The sequence below is a fragment of the Streptomyces sp. NPDC056222 genome, assembly GCF_042264065.1.
Classification (GTDB): Bacteria; Actinomycetota; Actinomycetes; order Streptomycetales; family Streptomycetaceae; genus Streptomyces.
The window spans coordinates 1-19,472 of the sequence record NZ_JBHJTL010000080.1 but is presented as its reverse complement, the minus strand read 5'-3'; the positions used below and the strand labels follow the sequence as shown (position 1 = coordinate 19,472).

The 19,472-nt window shown below is 73.0% G+C and carries 18 protein-coding genes; 10 read left to right on the top strand and 8 right to left on the bottom strand.

What is annotated here, in order from left to right:
- Window positions 1-112: 112 nt before the first annotated feature.
- From pepN to ACFC0D_RS29150, 4 genes are all read right to left on the bottom strand, one after another.
- Window positions 113-2,608, bottom strand: coding sequence for an aminopeptidase N (gene pepN / locus ACFC0D_RS29165; protein WP_376442118.1), 2,496 nt, complete (start codon window positions 2,606-2,608; stop codon window positions 113-115).
- A gap of 136 nt (window positions 2,609-2,744) precedes the next feature.
- Window positions 2,745-3,734 (bottom strand): asparaginase, encoded by a 990-nt coding sequence (locus ACFC0D_RS29160; RefSeq protein ID WP_376442116.1) that lies wholly within the window; start codon window positions 3,732-3,734, stop codon window positions 2,745-2,747.
- Window positions 3,731-4,039: a chorismate mutase gene (locus ACFC0D_RS29155; protein WP_376442113.1), complete on the bottom strand. Its 309-nt coding sequence runs from the start codon at window positions 4,037-4,039 to the stop codon at window positions 3,731-3,733. The genes ACFC0D_RS29160 and ACFC0D_RS29155 overlap by 4 nt, the downstream gene beginning before the upstream one ends.
- Before the next feature lie 11 nt (window positions 4,040-4,050).
- Window positions 4,051-4,938 (bottom strand): AraC family transcriptional regulator, encoded by an 888-nt coding sequence (locus ACFC0D_RS29150; protein ID WP_376442110.1) that lies wholly within the window; start codon window positions 4,936-4,938, stop codon window positions 4,051-4,053.
- A gap of 84 nt (window positions 4,939-5,022) precedes the next feature.
- Here ACFC0D_RS29150 and ACFC0D_RS29145 point away from each other — a divergent pair, with 84 nt between their 5' ends.
- Window positions 5,023-6,765, top strand: coding sequence for a beta-galactosidase (locus tag ACFC0D_RS29145; RefSeq protein ID WP_376442107.1), 1,743 nt, complete (start codon window positions 5,023-5,025; stop codon window positions 6,763-6,765).
- A gap of 92 nt (window positions 6,766-6,857) precedes the next feature.
- Here ACFC0D_RS29145 and ACFC0D_RS29140 read toward each other — a convergent pair whose 3' ends face one another.
- Window positions 6,858-7,655: a trypsin-like serine protease gene (locus tag ACFC0D_RS29140; RefSeq protein WP_376442104.1), complete on the bottom strand. Its 798-nt coding sequence runs from the start codon at window positions 7,653-7,655 to the stop codon at window positions 6,858-6,860.
- A gap of 142 nt (window positions 7,656-7,797) precedes the next feature.
- Here ACFC0D_RS29140 and ACFC0D_RS29135 point away from each other — a divergent pair, with 142 nt between their 5' ends.
- The 8 genes from ACFC0D_RS29135 to ACFC0D_RS29100 all read left to right on the top strand — a co-directional run bounded on the left by ACFC0D_RS29135 (window position 7,798) and on the right by ACFC0D_RS29100 (window position 15,808).
- A complete protein-coding gene (locus ACFC0D_RS29135; protein WP_376442101.1) occupies window positions 7,798-8,673 on the top strand; it encodes a hypothetical protein in 876 nt (291 codons plus the stop codon).
- Between the two features lie 72 nt (window positions 8,674-8,745).
- Window positions 8,746-10,215, top strand: a complete 1,470-nt coding sequence (locus ACFC0D_RS29130; RefSeq protein ID WP_376442099.1) for an ankyrin repeat domain-containing protein — start codon at window positions 8,746-8,748, stop codon at window positions 10,213-10,215.
- A gap of 173 nt (window positions 10,216-10,388) precedes the next feature.
- A complete protein-coding gene (locus ACFC0D_RS29125; protein ID WP_376442096.1) occupies window positions 10,389-11,540 on the top strand; it encodes an ABC transporter substrate-binding protein in 1,152 nt (383 codons plus the stop codon).
- 64 nt (window positions 11,541-11,604) lie between these two features.
- Window positions 11,605-12,492: an ABC transporter permease gene (locus ACFC0D_RS29120; RefSeq protein WP_376442147.1), complete on the top strand. Its 888-nt coding sequence runs from the start codon at window positions 11,605-11,607 to the stop codon at window positions 12,490-12,492.
- Entirely contained in the window at window positions 12,480-13,313 is an 834-nt protein-coding gene (locus ACFC0D_RS29115; protein WP_376442093.1) for an ABC transporter permease, read from the top strand. The genes ACFC0D_RS29120 and ACFC0D_RS29115 overlap by 13 nt, the downstream gene beginning before the upstream one ends.
- The gene (locus ACFC0D_RS29110) at window positions 13,310-14,377 is read left to right on the top strand and encodes an ABC transporter ATP-binding protein (protein WP_376442090.1); all 1,068 of its coding nucleotides are present in this window, start codon (window positions 13,310-13,312) and stop codon (window positions 14,375-14,377) included. Before ACFC0D_RS29115 ends, ACFC0D_RS29110 begins: the two co-directional genes overlap by 4 nt.
- Entirely contained in the window at window positions 14,374-15,027 is a 654-nt protein-coding gene (locus ACFC0D_RS29105) for an HAD family hydrolase (RefSeq protein WP_376442087.1), read from the top strand. Before ACFC0D_RS29110 ends, ACFC0D_RS29105 begins: the two co-directional genes overlap by 4 nt.
- Window positions 15,028-15,052: 25 nt before the next feature.
- Complete coding sequence (locus ACFC0D_RS29100) at window positions 15,053-15,808, top strand: GntR family transcriptional regulator (RefSeq protein ID WP_376442084.1); 756 nt, start codon at window positions 15,053-15,055, stop codon at window positions 15,806-15,808.
- On the opposite strand, the gene ACFC0D_RS29095 is transcribed toward ACFC0D_RS29100, so the two are convergent.
- The 3 genes from ACFC0D_RS29095 to ACFC0D_RS29085 form a co-directional block, all read right to left on the bottom strand.
- Window positions 15,753-16,364 carry a phosphonate degradation HD-domain oxygenase gene (locus ACFC0D_RS29095; protein ID WP_376442081.1) on the bottom strand — a complete coding sequence of 204 codons (612 nt, stop codon included), beginning with the start codon at window positions 16,362-16,364 and terminating at the stop codon, window positions 15,753-15,755. The genes ACFC0D_RS29100 and ACFC0D_RS29095 overlap by 56 nt on opposite strands.
- The gene (locus tag ACFC0D_RS29090) at window positions 16,361-17,458 is read right to left on the bottom strand and encodes a TauD/TfdA family dioxygenase (protein WP_376442079.1); all 1,098 of its coding nucleotides are present in this window, start codon (window positions 17,456-17,458) and stop codon (window positions 16,361-16,363) included. Before ACFC0D_RS29090 ends, ACFC0D_RS29095 begins: the two co-directional genes overlap by 4 nt.
- A gap of 136 nt (window positions 17,459-17,594) precedes the next feature.
- Window positions 17,595-18,488 (bottom strand): LysR family transcriptional regulator, encoded by an 894-nt coding sequence (locus tag ACFC0D_RS29085; RefSeq protein ID WP_376442076.1) that lies wholly within the window; start codon window positions 18,486-18,488, stop codon window positions 17,595-17,597.
- Window positions 18,489-18,567: 79 nt separating this feature from the next.
- On the opposite strand from ACFC0D_RS29085, the gene ACFC0D_RS29080 reads away from it, so the two are divergent.
- Window positions 18,568-19,458, top strand: coding sequence for an EamA family transporter (locus tag ACFC0D_RS29080; RefSeq protein WP_376442073.1), 891 nt, complete (start codon window positions 18,568-18,570; stop codon window positions 19,456-19,458).
- Window positions 19,459-19,472 lie beyond the last annotated feature (14 nt).

Genomic DNA, 19,472 nt, shown 5'->3' with positions numbered 1-19,472 from the left:
GGGACAGGGTCTGGACAAGGCCCTGTCCCTCGTGGTGGGCGTTCGGGTGCGGCCGGCGGGTGGGATGCGCCCGGCCTCCCTCGGACCCGCGGGACGATTACCCCCGCCCGAGTCAGGCGGTGCGGACCCTCAGGGCTCGGCGGAGGTCGTCGAGTTGGTCCGCCAGTTTGCGGTGGAGGGCCGGGGTCAGGGCTTCGTCCGTGAGGTGGTTGTCGCCCAGGGACAGGGACTCCTGGTCGATCGCGTACATCGGGAAGGCGTAGCGGCCCGCCGCCTCGGCCATCGCGGCGCCGCGGCGGGCGCCGAGGGCGGTGGCGGCCGGGTAGAAGCGGGGCACGTACTCCCGTACCAGGTCGCCCTGTTCGGGCTGCCAGAAGCCCTGGGCCGTCGCCGTGAAGAGGTAGTTGGACAGGTCGTCCGAGTCGAAGAGGCGGGACCAGGCGGCCGCCTTCGCCTCCGCGTTCGGCAGTGCGGCGCGACAGCGGGCCGCGCCCTCCTGGCCGGTGGCGCTGGGGTCGCGCTCGAGCTCCGTGTCGATCGCGGCCTCGTCGATCGCGCCGAGGACGGCGAGCCGGGCGAGGATGCGCCAGCGCAGTTCCGGGTCGATCTCGGGGCCGCCGGGGACGGTTCCGTCGGCGAGCCAGGCGGCGATGGCGTCGGGCTGGGTCGCGCTGCTGATGAACGTACGGACGGCCGTGAGCCGCAGTCCCGGGTTCTCGCCGTCCTCGGTGCGGCGGAGGAGGTCGCGGGCGAGGCCGGTGAGCAGGGTCAGCGCGGCGGGGCGCTCTTCGACGGAGACGTAGCGGTCGGCGATCTGGGTACGGGCGAAGGCGAGGACGCCCTGCACGATGGCGAGGTCGGTCTCCTCGGGGAGGTGGGCCAGGGCCGTCTCCAGGTAGGCGGAGGGCTCCAGTTCTCCGTCGCGGACCATGTCGCGCAGGGTGTTCCAGACGATCGCGCGGGTGAGGGCGTCCGGGATGGCGGAGAGGGTCCGCAGGGCGGTCTCCAGCGAGGCCTCGTCCAGGCGCACCTTGGCGTAGGTGAGGTCGCCCTCGTTGAGGACGACGAGCGCGGGGCGCGGGCCGGGGAGTTCGAGGGGCTCCGTCTGAGGGACGTCCACCTCGACGCGCTCGCGCGGGACGAGCCGCTTGGCCTCGACCAGGTCGCGGTCGTAGACGCCCACGGTGATGCGGTGCGGGCGGCTGCCGTCGTGGCGCACGGTGAGGGTGGTGCGGGTCTCGTCGCCGCCGAGTTCGGGGGTGAGGGTGTCGACGCCGGTGGTGCGCAGCCACTGCTCGGCCCAGCCGTGGACGTCGCGGTCGGTGGCGGAGGCGAGGTTGTCGATGAAGTCGGCGAGGGTGGCGTTGCCGAACCGGTGGCGCTTGAAGTGGGTGTTGATGCCGGTGAGGAAGTCCTTCTCCCCCATCCAGGCGACGAGCTGGCGCAGCGCGGAGGCGCCCTTGGCGTAGGAGATGCCGTCGAAGTTGAGCAGCGCGGATGCGGTGTCGGGGACGGCGTCCGGGTCGGGGGCGACGGGGTGGGTGGAGGGACGCTGGTCGGCGTCGTAACCCCAGGCCTTGCGCTCGATGCCGAAGTCGATCCAGGTGTCGGGGAAGCGCTCGGAGCACGCCTCGTTGACGGTCTGGTAGCCCATGTACTCGGCGAAGGACTCGTTCAGCCAGATGTCGTCCCACCAGCGCAGGGTGACCAGGTCGCCGAACCACATGTGGGCCATCTCGTGGGCGATGACCATGGCGCGGGTCTGGCGCTCGGTGACGGTGACGGCGGAGCGGTAGACGAACTCGTCGCGGAAGGTGACGAGGCCGGGGTTCTCCATGGCGCCGGCGTTGAACTCGGGGACGAAGGCCTGGTCGTACGAGTCGAAGGGGTAGGGCTCCTCGAACTTCTCGTGGAAGCGGTCGAAGAGGGCCTTGGTGATGTCGAGGATCTCGTCGGCGTCGGCGTCGAGGAAGGGAGCGAGGGAGCGGCGGCAGTGGATGCCGAAGGGCAGTCCGGCGTGCTCGGTGCGGACGGAGTGCCAGGGGCCGGCGGCGACGCAGACGAAGTACGTGGAGAGGAGCGGGGTGGTCGCTGCCTTCCAGCGGCCGTCGGCCTGCTGCTCGGTGATGCCGTTGGCGAGGACGGTCCAGCCCTCGGGGGCCTTGACGCTCACGTCGAAGACGGCCTTGAGGTCGGGCTGGTCGAAGGCGGCGAAGACGCGCTGGACGTCCTCCATGAAGAGCTGGGTGTAGACGTACGACTCGCCGTCGGTGGGGTCCGTGAAGCGGTGCATTCCCTCGCCGGTGCGGGAGTACCGCATCTGCGCCTCGATGCGCAGCTCGTGCTCCCCGGCGGCGAGGGCGGCGAGCGGGAGGCGGTTCTCGACGAGCGTCGCGGGGTCGAGGGCGGTGCCGTCGAGCGTGGCGGAGCGGAGGGTGACGGGCTTCAGCTCGACGAAGGTGTCCCCGGCGGTGCGGGTGGTGAACCGGATGAGGGCGGTCGATTCGAAGGTCTCGTCGCCGGTGGTGAGGTCGAGGTCGACCGTGTAGTGCTGGACGTCGAGGAGCTGGGCACGGGTCTGCGCTTCGTCGCGCGTCAGTACGGACATGGGCCCATGCTGCCCGATGGGGTGGTCGGGGGGCACGGGTGTTCCGCTGACAGCTCAGCGGACCGCGGGGTTCCGCCGAGAGGTCGGCGGACGGGGGCGGGGGCGCCCGGACGGGGCCGGCAGGCCTCCGGCACCCCTACGCGAGGCCGGTTCCGTTCACATGGGCGAAGGCCGCAGTGATGCCGGGGCGGTCGTAGCCCGCGGGGCCCTTGGCGCCGGAGGAGAGCAGGGCGTGCAGGAGGAGGCGGGCCTTGGCCGGGTCGAGGGGACCGGCGGGGACGAGGCCGCGGTGCAGGAGGTCGTGCTCGGAGCCGGGTCCGCGGTAGGTACGGGAGAGGGTGGCGCCGGCGCCCGTGCGGGAGGCGAGGACGACGGGGATGCGGGTGGCGAGGTCGGCGAGGGGCTCGACGAGCCAGGAGGGGACGTGCCCCGCGCCGAAGGCTGCCACGACGAGGCCGTCGAAGCGGGAGTCGACGGCCTCCAGGAGTTCGCCGCGGTCACCGACGGTGAGGGTGATCAGGGCGACCCGTACCGCCGGGTCGAGGCTGAGGGGGTGGATCGCGCTGGTGCCGGTCGGGCGCAGGAGGATGCGCGGCTCGCCCTCGACGACCGCGCCGAGCGGGCCCGCGCCCGGAGAGGCGAAGGTGGTGACGGACGTGGTGTGGGTCTTGCGGGCGAGGCGGGCGGCGTGGATCTCGTCGGCCAGGACCACCAGGACGCCGAGATTCCGGCAGCCGGGGTCGGCGGCGACGGCGAGGGCGGCGGCCAGGTTGGCCGGGCCGTCGGCGCCGGGCAGGTCGGGGCGGCGCATCGCGCCGGTGACGACGATCGGTTCGCTGGTGACGCAGAGCAGGTCGAGGAGGAAGGCGGTCTCCTCCAGGGTGTCGGTGCCCTGGACCACGACGACGCCGGAGCCGGCCGCGACGGCTCCCCGTACCTCGTGCGCGACCGCGGCGAGGTCCTCGAAGGACAGGGAGGAGCTGGGCAGCCGGCGGACGTCACGGAGCTCCACGTCGATGTCGGGGGCGCCGAGCCCGGCCAGGACCTCCGCCCCCGTCAGGCGCGAGGCGTCGCCGCCGCGCGCGGAGATCGTCCCGCCCAGGGTGAAGACCGTGACGCGGCTCACCGGCCCGCTCCGTCCGCGATCGTCTCGTGGTGGCGGATGACCTCGGCGATGATGAAGTTCAGCAGCTTCTCCGCGAACGCCGGGTCCAGTTTCGCGCTCTCGGCCAGTTGGCGCAGCCGGGCGATCTGGCTGGCCTCGCGGGCCGGGTCGGCGGGCGGCAGCTGGTGCTTCGCCTTGAGGACGCCCACCTGCTGCGTGCATTTGAAGCGCTCGGCGAGCATGTGGACGACCGCCGCGTCGATGTTGTCGATGCTTTCGCGCAGCCGGGTCAGTTCCGCCGTGACGGACTCGTCGATCTCACTCATGAGCAGCGAGCTTAGACGGATCGGGTGGCGATCGTCGGAGGGTGTTCGGGATCCGGGATCTGGTTGCTCCAGCCGCCCGGGACGGTGCGCCCCTGCTGTTCCCGGAATCGGATGGGGGCGGTGCCGACCCTTCGGGTGAAGAGCCGGGAGAAGTAGGCCGGGTCGTCGTAGCCGACGCGGCGGGCGACCGCGGCGACGGGCAGTTCCGTGGCGGCGAGGAGCTCCTTGGCGCGTCCGAGGCGTATGGAGAGCAGATAGTCCTTGGGGCTGCAGCCGGCGGTGCGCCGCACGGCGGTGCGCAGCTCGGCGGGGGTCATGCCGTGCCGGGCGGCGTGTTCGGCGACGGACAGCGGCTGGAAGGCGTCGCGGGCGAGGGCGGTGAGGACGGGGTCGCCGTCGGCGTTGGTGTCGGCGCGGGCGCGGCGCAGGGCGACGAGGAGTTCGTGGACGGCTGCCCCGGTCTCGACCTCGAGGAGAGGGTTTCCGCGGCGGGCGGCCCGGGCGATGCGGCCGATGGCGGCGCGCGGGGCGGCCGCGTCGGAGAGGGGCACGACGGGCCGGTCCGGTTCGATGTAGCCGAGCTCGGTGTAGGTGGTGGTGGCGGGGCCGCCGAAGTCGACGAAGGACTCGTCCCAGCCGGTCTCCGGGTCGGCGGAGTAGTGGTGCGGTACGCCGGGGGTGAGCCAGATCAGGGCGGGCGCCGTCACGGTGGTGCGCCGGCCGTCCGGGCCCCGGTACCAGCCGCTGCCGGCGCTGACCACGACGGCCACATGGTGGTCGAGTGTGCGGGGGCCGACGGTGGGCAGGGCGCCGTGCTGCAGTCCGACGCCGAAGCAGACGAGCCCGAGGCGGTGGTGGATCGGGCTGGGCGTGAAGTAGCGCATCCAGGTGTGGTACATCCGCCGTGCCTGCCTTTCTTCCGTCCAAACAGCGACGATCTTTGTCCATGGACCCGTCCGCCGCCAGAGGGCGAGGGTGAGGCCATGAGCACGTTCGCTGTGGGTGACGAGGACTTTCTTCTGGACGGGCGGCCGGTGCGGCTGCTGTCGGGGGCATTGCACTACTTCCGGGTGCACGAGGACCAGTGGGGCCATCGTCTGGGGATGCTCCGTGCGATGGGACTCACCTGCGTGGAGACCTACGTCCCGTGGAACCTGTACGAGCCGGAGCGCGGCCGGTACGGGGACGTGGCGGCGTTGGGCCGCTTCCTGGACGCGGTGGCGGCCGCCGGGATGTGGGCGATCGTGCGCCCGGGGCCGTACATCTGCGCCGAGTGGGAGAACGGCGGGCTGCCGCACTGGCTGACGGGGCGGCTGGGGCGGCGCGTGCGGACGGACGACGCGGAGTATCTGGCTGATGTGGAGCGGTGGTTCCGGAGGCTGCTGCCGCAGGTCGTGGAGCGGCAGATCGACCGCGGCGGCCCGGTGATCATGGTCCAGGTGGAGAACGAGTACGGGAGTTACGGCTCCGACCAGGGGTATCTGCGCAAGGTCGCGGACCTGCTGGTGGAGTGCGGGGTGGGGGTGCCGCTGTTCACGTCGGACGGGCCCGAGGACCACATGCTGACGGGTGGTTCGGTGCCCGGGGTCCTGGCGACGGCGAACTTCGGCTCGGAGGCGCGGGAGGCGTTCGCCGTGCTGCGGCGGCACCAGCCGTCGGGGCCGCTGATGTGCATGGAGTTCTGGTGCGGCTGGTTCGACCACTGGGGCACGGAGCACTCCGTGCGGGACGCGGCGGACGCGGCGGCCACGCTGCGGGAGATCCTGGAGTGCGGGGCGTCGGTGAACGTCTACATGGCGCACGGCGGGACGAACTTCGCGGGCTGGGCGGGCGCGAACCGGGCCGGTGAGCTGCACGAGGGCGAACTGCGGCCGACGGTGACCTCGTACGACTACGACGCTCCGGTCGACGAGGCGGGGCTGCCGACGGAGAAGTACTGGCTGTTCCGCGAGGTGCTCGCGGAGTTCGCGGACGGCCCGCTGCCGGAGGTGCCGGAGCCGCCGCGCCGGATCGCGGGGCCGGCGGACGCCTCCCTGGCGGAGTGGGCGCCGCTCGCCGAGGTCCTCGACATGCTCGGCGACGAGGAGTCGGAGACACCGCTGCCGCCGACGTTCGAGGAGCTGGGCGTGGACCGGGGCCTGGTGCGCTACCGGCTGGAGATCCCCGGCCCGCGGCAGCCGTACCCGCTCTCCGTGACCGGACTGCGCGACCGCGCGGTGGTGTACGTGGACGGGGTGCGGGCCGGGGTGCTGACCTCGGAGGACGCGGTGCTCGCCGAGCCGGTGGCGGGGCCCGCGGTGGTGGAGCTGTGGGTGGAGTCGCTGGGCCGGGTCAACTACGGGCCGCGGCAGGCCGAGCAGAAGGGGATCACGGGCGGGGTCCGGCACGAGCGGCAGTACGTGCACGGGGTACGGGCCCGGGGGCTGCGTCTTGACGCCTTCGAGGCGGGGGCGGTGGCGAAGGTGCCGTTGCGCCCGGTGGCCGGGGACACCGGGCCGGGGCTCTACCGGGCGGTGGTGGACGTGTCCGGGCCGGGTGACGCGGCGCTGTCGCTGCCGGGCGGCACGCGCGGCTTCGTCTGGGTGAACGGCTTCTGCCTGGGCCGGTACTGGTCCACGGGCCCGCAGGAGTCGCTGTTCGTGCCGGGTCCGGTGCTGCGGGAGGGCGGCAACGAGGTGTGGGTGCTCGAACTGGAGGGCGGTGCGGGGAGCGTGCGGCTCGGATGACGGATGAGCCTGTACGGGGGCGGTGGCCCCGTCCCCGTACAGGCTCTTGGTCGCGGGGCGGTGGCCCCGCGGCCGTACACGCTCAGGTCGTACTAGAGGCTCGCGGCCGCGGACTTGATCTGGGCGGCGAAGGTCGAGACCTCGGTGTACACGCCGGGGTAGTTCGGGCGGGCGCAGCCCTGGCCCCAGCTGACGATGCCGACCTGGACCCAGGCACCGGCGTTGTCACGGCGGAACATCGGGCCGCCGGAGTCACCCTGGCAGGTGTCGACACCGCCCTGGGCGAAGCCGGCGCAGATCTCCTCGGCGGGGACGAGGTCGCTGCCGTAGGAGGCCTGGCAGGACGCGTCCGAGACGAACGGCACGGTCGCCTTGAGCAGGTAGCGCTGCTGGGCCCCGCCCTCACGGGCGGCGCCCCAGCCGGCCACCGTGAAGGTGCCGCTGTTGTACGCGGTGGTCTCGGCGATCTTCAGGGTGGGCAGCGAGGTGATCGGGGTGGCGAGCTTGATCAGCGCCCAGTCCTTGCCCTTGCCGTTGTAGCCGGGGGCCTGCAGGACCTTGGTGGACCGGACCTTGATGGCGCTGCTGCTGCGGAGGTCCACGACTCCGGCGGTGGCGGTGATGCTGGTGTTGTTGCCGGAGCCGCTCACACAGTGGGCGGCGGTGAGGACGACCTGCGGGGTGATCAGCGAGCCGCCACAGCCCATGGAGAGCCTGACCATCCAGGGGAACTCGCCCTGGGCGGCACGGGTTCCGCCGACGACGGGGGCGGGCGCGGCGGAGGAGGTGGAGGGCTGGAGGCTGACGGCGGCGAGCACGACGGCGCCGACCGCGGCGATTCTCTGAAGAGCGCGGACGAACCTGTTCTTCTTCAAGTGTCTGCCTTTCATGGGGGGTTGAGCCTTGATGGCATGTGCCCGTCAAGGCTTGGTCCGGATTATGGACAAGGGCTCACCGGGGCCACAAGGACACGTTTTCGGCCAGCGGACGGTGCCGTGCCGCGCCCGTACAGTGAAGGAAAGGGGGTGCGACGTGCCGAACGGCAACGAAGTCGTCCATGGGTTCCCGCACCTCGACGAGGTGCGGGCCTCGATCACCGCGCTGTACCGCAGGCTGTCCGCGGACGGGGTCCGGCGGTACGCGACGAGCGTGCCGGCGGCGGACGTGGCCTTCGGTGACGAGGAGGACCTCCACCTCGGGGCCCAGCGGGTGGCGAAGTCCCTCGTCCACCACCTGGAGCTCCCCGAGGCACGCATGATCGTGAGCTTCCGCGAGATGACGCACGCGGCGAGCGTGGAACTGGCGGCGGGACCCGAGTACTTCGTCGAGCTGAACGACCGCTTCCGACAGCACCGCAGGGACGTGGGAGCCGCACTGGCCCACGAAATCACCCATGTGCTCCTGCACCGCCTCGACCTCGGGTTCCCCGACACCCGGAAGAACGAGATCCTCACGGATGTGGTGACTACGTATCTGGGGGCCGGATGGCTGCTCCTGGACGCTTTCCGGGAGGACGGGGTGTCCAGTCAGAAGCTCGGGTACCTGACGCCGGAGGAGTTCGGGTACGTGCTGGCGAAGCGCGCCGAGGTGTTCGGGGAGGACCCCTCGCCGTGGTTCACCAGCCCGCGCGCGTACGAGGCGTGGAACCGGGGGCGGGAGGAGGCCGCGCGGGACAACCGCCGGCCCCCGCTGGCGGCGGCGGGATGGGCGGCGCGCCACCGCTACGCGAAGGACCGCCGCTACGGCCGGGCGCCGGCGGGCGCTCCCTACGCCTTCGAAGGCACGGGAGCCTCGGCCCGGGTCGCCTTCCCGTGCCCGGTGTGCCGGCAGCGACTGCGCGTCCCGGCAGGCCGCAAGGTCAAGGCGCGGTGCGGGGTGTGCGGTGCGCTCCTGGAGTGCCAGACCTAGGGCGGCGGCCTCGATCCGTCGGACACTCCTATTCGTTTGCGCCGTTCGTGTCCGGCGGGTGAAGGTCGACGGATGAGCACGCTGTTCGACGCGATTCACGAGGGGGACGACGCCGTCGTGCGCGCCCTCCGGGCCGGAGTGTCCCCCGAGGCCGACGACGAGGGCGAGACCCCGCTGTACCGGGCGGCCGTGGCGAACGAGGCCGGGATCGTACGGCTTCTGCTGGCGGCGGGCGCCGATCCCGCGCGGGGCAGCGGCGAGGAGGCGGGGGACCTTCCGCTGTGCGGCGCCGCCTGCGGCGGGCACACCGAGGTGGTGCGGGCGCTGCTGGCCGGCGGGGCGCGGGCGGACCAGGCGGAGGCGTTCGGGTTCACCCCCCTGGACTGGGCCGTGCGGCTCGGGCACGTGGAGACGGCGCGGGTCCTTCTGGAGCACGGCGCCGACCCCGGCAGGCCCGGACCCGACGGGCTTCCGCCGCTGGTCGCGGCGGCTCGAAGGGGCTCGACCGGGAGCGTACGGGCCCTGCTCGACCACGGTGCCGGGCCGGTCGAGGACGCTCTGCGCGAGGCGCGACGCTGGATCGGTGTCGACATCGCGGAGGAGTTGCGACGCGGGCTGCTCGGGGCGGGCGGGGGCGACGGGTCCGGGGAGACCGTGATGCGCCGTGTGTACGAGGACGGTGGGGTGACCGTCGTCGTCGACCTGCTGCGCTCGAACGGCGCCCCGGGCAGCGGCAACGAGCAGCAGACCGGCCACGCGGCGATCGCCACGCTCCTGGAGCGCGCGCTGGGGGTCCGCGCGCCGTACGAGGAGCTCGCGGGGCGGGCGCTGCGGTGCGGGGACCCGGACCTCGACGACTGGACCGAGACGGTCCGTGCCCTGGCCGACCGCGGCGACGAGGACACGTTCGCGGCGGCCGTCGCGTGGTGCGCGAGCGAGGAGCCCCTGCGCCGGGCCCTGGGCGCGCGCGTCCTGGGCGGCCTCGACGGCTTCACGGCGCGGGCGATGCCGGTGCTGCGCCACCTGGCGGCGGAGACGGCGAGGGATGCGGCAAGGGAGCCGGCGCTCTCCGTGGTCGTCGCGCTCGGGCAGTACGGGGACCCGGTCGCGGTGCCCGAGATGACGGCGTTCGCCTCGCATCCCGACATCGAGGTGCGGCGGGCCCTCGGGTGCGCGCTCACCGGGCCCGTGCCGGCGGGGGACGCGGCGGCGGTGGCGCGACTGGTCGCCCTGAGCCGCGATCACGACCACGGGGTGCGGGACTGGGCGACCCTGGCACTCGCGGAGGTGCCCGAGGACACGCCCGTACTGCGGGAGGCTCTCGCGGCCCGGCTGGACGACTCGGATCCTGACGTCGTCGCCGAGGCGGCGCGCGGGCTGGCGATCCGCCAGGATCCGCGTGCCGTCGAGGCGTTGGCGTGGATCCTGGCGGAGGGGAGTCCGGGCGGCACCGCCCGGGACACGGCCCTCGCCGCCGTCGAGTACATCGAGGACCCTCGGGTCAGGACCCGTCTGGAGTGGACGAGCCCCCGCTGCCGCTGATCACGACAGCACGGGCGGGACGTGCCGAACACCCCGATCCGCCGGGGAATCGCAGGGCGGGCTTCTCCTCGCGTTCACCGACGGGACATCGGGACCCCCCGTAATGCAGGAGTTGTATGGACAACAGTTGTTCATACATCTTGGCCTCGCTCCCCTTCCCCCATGGAGTACGCGTGACCTCCGCTGCCCGCGCCGCCGCCCTCGTCGGCGCCCTCGGCCTGACCGCCCTGACCCTCACCGCCTGCGGCGCCGCCCCGACGAAGGGCGCCACGGGCGCCGACGGGAAGAGCCTCGCCACCGCGACCTCCGCCGCCGACGCCGGTGGCATGGACGCCCTGGTCGCCGCCGCGAAGAAGGAGGGCACGCTCAACGCGATCGCCATCCCCCGCGACTGGGCCAACTACGGCGCGATCATCGACGGCTTCACCGCGAAGTACGGCATCAAGGTGAACGTCGAGAACCCCGACGGCTCCAGCCAGGACGAGATCAACGCGGTCAAGTCCCGCAAGGGCCAGGACCGCGCGCCCGACGTGCTCGACCTCGGCGCCTCCTTCGCCCAGGCCGCGGGCGAGCAGGGGCTGACCGCGCCGTACAAGGTCGCCGCCTTCGACAAGATCCCCGAGACGCAGCGCGACGCGCAGGGCCGCTGGTTCAACGACTACGGCGGCTATGTCTCCATCGGCTGCGACGCCAAGCGGGTCAAGGTCTGCCCGCAGACCTTCGCCGATCTGCTCAAGCCCGAGTACAAGGGCCAGGTCGCCCTCAACGGCAACCCCACCAAGTCGGGCTCGGCCTTCGGCGGCGTGTACGCGGCGGCGCTGGCCAACGGCGGCTCGTTCGACGACATCCAGCCGGGCATCGACTTCTTCGGCAAGCTGAAGAAGAACGGCAACTACAACCCGGTCGAGTCGACCCCCGCCACGGTCGAGAAGGGCGAGACGCCCATCTCCATCGACTGGGACTACCTGAACGCCGGTTACGCCGAGCAGTTCGCCGCCAAGGACATCGACTGGAAGGTCGCCGTCCCCACCGACGGCGTCTACGCCCAGTTCTACTCGCAGGCGATCAACAAGGACGCCCCGCACCCGGCGGCCGCCCGCCTGTGGCAGGAGTACCTGTACAGCGCCGAGGGCCAGAACCTCTGGCTGAAGGGCCACGCCCGGCCCGTGCTCATGCCGGCGATGGAGGCCGACGGCACGATCGACAGTGCGGCCGCCGCGGCGCTGCCGAAGGTCGCCGGTACCCCGAAGTTCCCCACCGAGCAGCAGACTTCCAAGGCCAAGGAGACCCTGTCGCAGGGCTGGGCCGCGGCCGTCTCCGGGTGACCCGTCGATGACTTCGCACTCCTCCACCGCCCCGTCCGGGGCCACCGGGGCCGCCGGTTCCCCCATGACCGGCGGCTCCCCCGCGGCCCCCGCCGCCACTACCCCCGCGCGTCGGGCCCGGCGCCGCCCGCGCCCCGGCGGCTGGGTCGCCGCACTGCCGCTCTTCCTCGTCGTCGGTCTCGCCTTCGGGCTGCCGGCGCTCGCGATGGCCGACGGCGCCTTCACCGTCGCCGACGGCGGGTACGGCCTCGACAACGTGACCCGGTCGGTCGACGGCGCGTACCGCACCGCCCTGCTCGGCAGCATCGAACTGTCCGCGCTCACCGCGGCGGGCGGCACCCTCCTCGGGCTGCTCCTCGCCCAGGCCGTGGTCTCCTCGCGCGGCCGGGCGCTGCGCGAGGCCGTCCTCACGGCCTCCGGGGTGCTCGCCAACTTCGGTGGTGTACCGCTCGCCTTCGCGTTCGTCGCCACCCTCGGCAACGCCGGCGTGCTCACCACGCGTCTGGGCCTCGGCGAGCACGGCTGGTCGCTGTACAGCTTCTGGGGCCTCGCCCTGACCTATCTGTACTTCCTGGTCCCGCTGATGGTGCTGACCGTGGCGCCCGCGCTCGACGGACTGCGCGTCCAGTGGCGGGAGGCGGCCCGCGACTGCGGCGCCTCGGCGTGGCAGTACTGGCACCATGTCGGACTTCCGGTGCTGCTGCCGTCCCTCCTGGGCGGGTTCGTGCTGCTCTTCGGCAGCGCGTTCGCCGCGTACGCGACGGCCGCCGCGATGGTCGGCAGCTCCGTGCCGCTGGTGACGCTGCAGATCGCCGACGCGCTCTCCGGCAACGTCCTCGTCGGCCAGGAGAACGTGGCGCTCGCGCTGAGCCTCGACATGGTCGTGGTCGCGGCCCTCGTGATGGCCGTCCACCTCCCCCTCCAGCGAAGGAGCACCCGATGGCTCGCCTAGGACGTCCCCTGGTGCTGCTGCTCGCCGGGGTCTACTTCCTCGTCCCGCTGCTCGCCTCCGCCGTCTTCACCGTGGACGTCCCCGGGCAGGGGCTCACCCTCTCCTCGTACACCCGGATCTTCACGGCGCCCGGTTTCGGCGGCAGTCTGCTGCTGTCGCTCGGCCTGGCGGCGGCGACCGTCGCCCTCGTGCTGCTGATCACGATCCCCGCCGCGGTCGCGGCCCGGCTCTCGGCGCCCCGGCTGCGGCCCGTTCAGGAGATCGTGTGCACGCTGCCACTGGTGGTGCCGCCCGTGGCGCTGACCGCCGGTCTCGGGACCGTACTGCGCTGGGGCCCGGAGAAGCTCTCCACGACTCCGCTGTACCGGACCTTCGTGGCTGTGCAGAACCCGGACTTCCCCTTCGTCCTCGTCCTCGCGTACGCCGTGATGGCGCTGCCCTTCGTCCACCGGGCGCTCGACGCGGGGCTGCGCTCCGTGGACGTCCGCACCCTGGTGGAGGCCGCGCGGGACTGCGGGGCGTCCTGGCCGCGGGCGCTCGTCTCGGCCGTGCTGCCCAATCTGCGCGGTGCGCTGCTGAACGCCTCGTTCCTGACGCTGGCGCTGGTCCTCGGCGAGTTCACGGTCGCCTCGCTGCTCGGTTTCCAGCCCTTCGCGGTCTGGATCGTGCAGGCCTCCGGCTCGGACGCCCGGCTCTCGGTGGCCGTGTCGCTGCTGAGCCTGCTGCTGACCTGGGTGCTGCTGCTGGCCCTGACGACCGTGGGCAACCGCCGTCGTGCACCGCGCCCTTCCCGTACCTCCGAAGGAAAGACCTCCCGATGACCGTGCTCGACCGGCCGGTACGCACCGGCGCCGCTCTGAAGATCCGTGGCCTGCGCCGGTCCTTCGGCTCCGCCGTCGCGCTCGACGGCCTCGATCTCGATGTCGCCCCCGGCGAACTCCTCGCACTGCTCGGCCCGTCCGGCTGCGGCAAGACGACCGCGCTGCGCGTGCTGGCGGGCTTCGAGCAGCCCGACGCGGGCCAGGTGCTGCTCGACGGCGAGGACATCGTGCCGGTGCCGGCCGACCGCCGTGACACGGCGATGGTGTTCCAGTCGTACAGCCTGTTCCCGCATCTCACGGCGACCGACAACGTGGCCTTCGGGCTGCGGATGCGCAAGGTACGGGCCGCCGAGCGGCGGGCACGCGCGGCCGAGCTGCTCGAACTCGTCGGTCTGGCCGGTCACGGCGACCGCTTCCCGCACCAGCTCTCCGGCGGTCAGCAGCAGCGGGTCGCGCTGGCCCGCGCGCTCGCGCTCCGACCCCGGCTGCTGCTGCTCGACGAGCCCCTGTCGGCGCTCGACGCGCGGGTGCGGCTCACGCTGCGGGAGGAGATCCGCCGGCTCCAGCTGGAGTTGGGCATCACCACCGTCTTCGTCACCCACGACCAGGAGGAGGCGCTGTCCATGGCCGACCGGGTCGCGGTGATGAACGGCGGCCGGCTGGAGCAGTGCGCCTCCCCGAGGGAGCTGTACGAGCGTCCGGCGACGGGCTTCGTCGCCGAGTTCGTCGGCACCATGAACCGGGTCCCCGGCCGGGTCGTCGGCGACGACGTGGTGGAGGTGCTCGGCACACGGCTGCCGGTCGAGGGGCCGGGCGGTACGGGGGACGTACGGGTGCTGCTGCGGCCGGAGGCGCTGGAGTTGACGGCGGGCGGGTCCGCCCATGTGACCAGTTCCGCGTTCCACGGCCCGACGACCCGGATGCGGATCACCCTGCCCGACGGCACGGACGTCACGGCGGACGTTCCCACGCACACGGCCGCCGAGTTGTCCCCTGGCTCGGCCGTCACCGTGACTCCGCGGCAGCGGCCCGTGCTCCTCGCCTCCTGGGACGGTGCGGCGTGAGCGGGCTGCAGGCGGTCCTCTTCGACATGGACGGGACGCTCGTCGACACCGAGGGCGTCTGGCTGGACGTGGTGGAGGCCGCGGCCGTGCGCCGGGGCCGCGGCCTGGACGCCGAGCGCCGAACGGCGGTGACGGGGCGCTCGGTGGAGGACACGGCGGCCATGCTCCAGGAGCACCTGGACGCGCCGGCGGCGGAGCTCGCGGCCGAGTTGGGCGCGGACTTCGCCGCGCGGCTCGCGGTGGCCGCCGCGCCCCGGCCGGGCGCGCTGCGGCTGCTGGCCGCGCTGCGCGCGCGCCGGGTGCCGACGGCGCTGGTGTCGGCATCGCCGCGGGCGGTCGTCGCGCAGGTCGCGAGCACCTTGGACGGGCACCGCTTCGACGCGCTGTTCGGCGCCGAGGACACCGTACGGACGAAGCCGGAGCCCGATCCCTATCTGGCGGCGGCGGTGGCGCTCGGCGCCGAACCGGCGCGGTGCGTGGCCGTCGAGGACAGTCCGACGGGAGTCGCCTCGGCGGTGGCCGCGGGTTGCCGGGTGCTCGCCGTGCCGTCGACGGAGCCGCTGGAGGACTTCGCCGGCACCGAAGGCGTCACGCTGGCGGACTCGTTGACCGAGGTGGACCCCGAGCTGTTGATCTCCCTGGTCCGGTGAGCACGGGGCATGACAGGGTGGGTCCGTGAGTGAGGCACGGGGCAGGACACCGCTGTATCTGAAGGTCGCCGCCGATCTGCGGACCGCCATCACCGCGGGCGAGTACGGCTCGGGGGCGAAGCTGCCCGCCGAGGACGAACTGGCCCGCCGTTACGGTGTGTCGAGGGGCACGGTCCGCCAGGCGCTCGCCGCGCTGAGGACCGACGGGCTGATCACCTCGCGGCGCGGTTCGCGCCGGGTGGTGCTCGGCGGGCCCCGGCTGCACAGCTTCGGCGAGCTGCGCTCGTTCACGCGCTGGGCGCGCTCGCTCGGGGAGGAGCCCGGGGGCCGGATCGTGGCCGTCGACCGGGTCCCCGCGGACGCGGAGGAGGCCGAGAAGCTGCGCGTCGAGGAGGGATCGCCGGTCTACCGGGTACGGCGGCTGCGGACGCTCGCGGGCACGCCGGTGATGGTGGAGCGTACGACGTATCCGGAGCGGATCGGTGAGCTGGTGGCCCGGATGCCGCTGGACACCGTCTCGCACTCGGAGCAGCTGGAGCTGCACGGCGTGCTGTTCGCGGACGCCCGGCACACCATCGACCTGGTGCCTGCCGACGCCGACGACGCGGAGCTGCTCGGCTGCCGGGCCGGGGAGTCGCTGCTGCGGGAGCGACGGCACTCCACCGACCCGACGGGCGCGCCGGTGGAGTGGTCGCAGGATCGCTATCTGCCGGGGACCGTGGCGTTCACGATGCAGAGTTCGACGGGGACGAGCGCGCTGGGCCGTCGGCTCGGTTCGTGAGCGCTCGGCCCGTGAGGAGCAGCCCGGCCAGCAGGGGCCTGAAGTGGGCGAAGCCCGGCGTCGGCAGCTCCGGGTCCTTCGCCCGTTCGTCCCAGCGGCGTACGGCGACGGCGTCGGCGGCCCCCGGATGCGCCTCGAAGGCGCGTGCCTGCGCCTCGGTCATCGGCCCGCCCTGGACGGCGAGGGTGTGCACGGACGCCTCGGAGAGCAGGTCGACGTAGCCGGGCTCGACGGCGCAGAGGTAGCGCTTGGCGGCGACGTGCAGCCTTACGGGCTCGGTGACTTCGGGACCGAACCACTGGTCGAGCCAGTCGGCGCCGGTGTGGCTGTGCCGGTTGTCGGTGCCGTGCTCCATCAGGTCGCGGCCGGTGACCGCCCCCTGGAAGTGGCCGACGTCGTGCAGGAGCGCGGCGGCGATCAGGTGCGGCGGGGCGCCGGCCGCCTCGGCGAGGGCGCCGGCCTGGAGCATGTGCTCGGCCTGGGTGACGGCCTCGCCGAAGTACTCGGCGCCGCCTTCGCCTTCGAAGAGCCCGGCGAGGGTGTCGAGGGGGTTCACTTCGCGCTCTCCTCCCGGCGCAGTACGGCGAGGGTGGAGGCGAGTCCGTCGATGTCGGCGTAGGCGCCCTGGAGGTGCCGGTCGCCGGACTCGGCGAAGGCCGTCCGGGCGTGCAGCAGCCGGGTGTTGTCGAAGATCAGACAGTCGCCGGGCGTGAGCCGGAAGTCGAGCTGGAGCTCGGGGCGGAGCAGCAGGTCGCCGAAGCGCCGGTAGGCGGCGTAGAAGGCGTCGAGGCGATCGGCGGGCAGCCGCAGCGTGCCGATGGAGCGGTTGTTGAAGCGGATCTCGCGGATCCGGCCGGCCGGGTCGATGCCGATCAGCGGCCGGTGGGCGCGGAGTTCGGTGCGCTCGTCGGCGAAGGCGAACGGGGCGGGGACCCGGGTGAGGGTCTCGTACGCCTCCGGGTCCTGGGCGCGCAGCAGCGCCGCCGCGTGGAAGCCGTCGACGAGGCCGGAGTCGCCGCCCTGGGCCGCGTTGGTGAGGCAGTGCAGCAGCTGGAGGGTGGGAACCGGGTCGCGGTAAGGGTTGTCGGTGTGCGGGGTGATGCGGGCACCGGTGAAGGCGAGGTTGTTGGGGTCGGCCTCGACCCGTACCTCGAAGAGCTCGCCGTAGTTGGTCTCCCGTACGTGGCCGAAGGTACGGGCCACGTCGAGGACCTGGCGGTCGCGGACGGGGACGCCGCGCAGCAGCACGAAGCCGAGGCGCAGCACCGAGTCGAGGGCGGCGGCCCGGACGTTCGGGTCGGTGGTGTACGCGTCCCAGTCGGCCTCGGGGAGCCCGCCGTCGAAGCGGCTCGCGGCCCACAGCTCCTTGTCGTCCTCGGTCCGGCCGTCGCCGGGTGCGGCAGGGGCGCCGGGAAGGTGGGCCGCCAGCCAGGTCTCGGGGTAGAGGGACCGGTGCCGGTCGGGGGCCCAGACCACCTCGCGTGCGGGGGCGCCGTCGGCGGTGCGGGTGTCGTGGACGGCGGCTACGGCGAGCGCGGCGGGAAGGTCGGTGATCTGGAACAGCTTCTGGCCGTTGCGGGGGTCGCGGCAGTCCGGGCAGGGGCAGTTGTCGCGCAGCCAGAACGGCGGTGCGGAGGTGAGTGACACCATCGAGGGATCTCCAAGTTGTACAGACAACTTCCGTTCGGGTGCGAGCCTCGCAGCCGGGAGTGGCCGCGGGGTTACGGCAGGGTGGACGGCCTCGCCGCCTCGCCCGCCACAGGGCGAGCCATGCCCGGACGCCGTGTCAGGAGCCTTCCGTCTCCTGGTCGATCACGATGTCCAGTTCCGCGAGGAAGGCCGTCGCCGCGGGGGTGAGGGTGGAGCGGTTCCAGACGAGGTGCTCGGTCCGGGACGGTGCGTCCCGGACCGGGATCGTGACCACGCCCGTGAGGTGCGGGGTGTAGGCCGAGGGAAGGAGGGCGATGCCGAGGTTCTGGTGGATGAGCCGCGTCGTGAACCCGGCGTCGGTCACTTCGAAGGCGACCTCGCGGTGGACTCCGGCCGCGGCGAACGCCTGGTCGGACTGGAGGCGTCCGGCCGTTCCCGCCGGCTTGTCCACGAACACCTCGGAGGAGAGCCGGGCGAGGTCGACCTCGGTCTCCCCTGCGAGCGGATGGCCGGGGGCGACCACGGCGACCAGCCGGTCGTGGGCCAGCGCCCTGGAGCCGACCCCTTCGGGCCCGGCCGTCGAGGGCAGGCCGAGGAAGGCGATCTCGAGCGTGCCCTCCTTGACCAGCTCGACGAGGCGCTCGCTGGCGCCGACGTGCAGACGGATGCGGACCTGGGGGTGGAGCCGGCGAAAGGCGTGCAGTGCGGCCGGGATGTCGAAGGCCGCGACGGTGGGGATCACGCCGACGGCGAGCCGACCGCGGATCTCGCCGACGGCCGCGGCGACCTCGGAGGCGGCGCGCTCGGCGGCGTTGACGGCCTGCCTGGCCGCCGGCAGGAACGCCTCACCGGCCGGCGTCAACCGCACGCGGCGGCTGGTGCGGTCGAAGAGCCGGGCGCCGAGCTCCCGTTCCAGACGGGCGACCTGATGACTGAGTGCGGACTGGACCACGAGGCACCGCTCGGCGGCGCGGGTGAAGCTGTTCGTCTCCGCGACGGCGATGACGTACCGCATCTGCTGAAGCTCCATGGATCCATCGTGAATCACGATGGATCCCGTGACAAACATGCATTGGACTCATTGATCATGGGCGCCGAAGCTGGATCGCGTGAAGAACCTGGTGACGTCATCGAGCCCGGCAGGTCTTGCCGACACTGCCCTGACCGCGTCCGCGCCCATCGTCTGGGGGACCACGTTCGTGGTCACCACCGAACTCCTGCCCCCGGGCCACCCGTTGTTCGCGGGACTCCTCCGCGCCCTGCCCGCGGGCCTGATCGCGCTGGCGATCACACGCACGCTGCCCCGCGGGGTGTGGTGGCCGAGGGCCGCCGCGTTGGGCGTGCTCAACATCGGCGCGCTCTTCCCCCTGCTGTTCGTCGCCGCCGAACGGCTGCCCGGAGGTGTGGCCGCCCCGCTGAGTGCCGCGCAGCCCTTGATCGTCGCGGTCCTGGCCGTGGCCGTGCTGCGTCAGCCCCCGTCGGCCCGGAGTTTCGTGTGGGGGATCGCCGGTGTCGTGGGCGTCGGTCTGGTGGTGGTCGGCCCCGACGCGGGATTCGACGCGGTCGGGGTTCTGGCGGGTCTCGGCGGCGCCGGTTCGATGGCACTCGGGGTGACGCTCACCAAGCGCTGGGGACGCCCGGACGGCGTCGGCCCGACGGCGTTCGCGGGCTGGCAACTCGCCGCGGGCGGCCTGTTCCTGGTGCCGGTGACGTTCCTGTTCGAGGGCGCCCCGCCCGCCGTCGACGCGAGCGCCGTCCTCGGCTATCTCTGGCTCGGCCTGGTCGGCGGCCTGCTCTCGTACGTCCTGTGGGTCCGTGGCGTGACCACCCTGCCGGTCACGTCCGTCGCCGTCCTCGTCCTGCTGTCGCCGATCGTGGCCGCCCTGCTGGGTGCGCTGCTGCTCGGCCAGTCACTCGGCCCGGTCCAGCTGGTCGGCTTCGCCCTCGCCCTCGCCGCGATCGCCGCGGGCCAGATCGCCCCGAAGCCCTCGGGCTCCTGAGGTGAGGCTGTCTC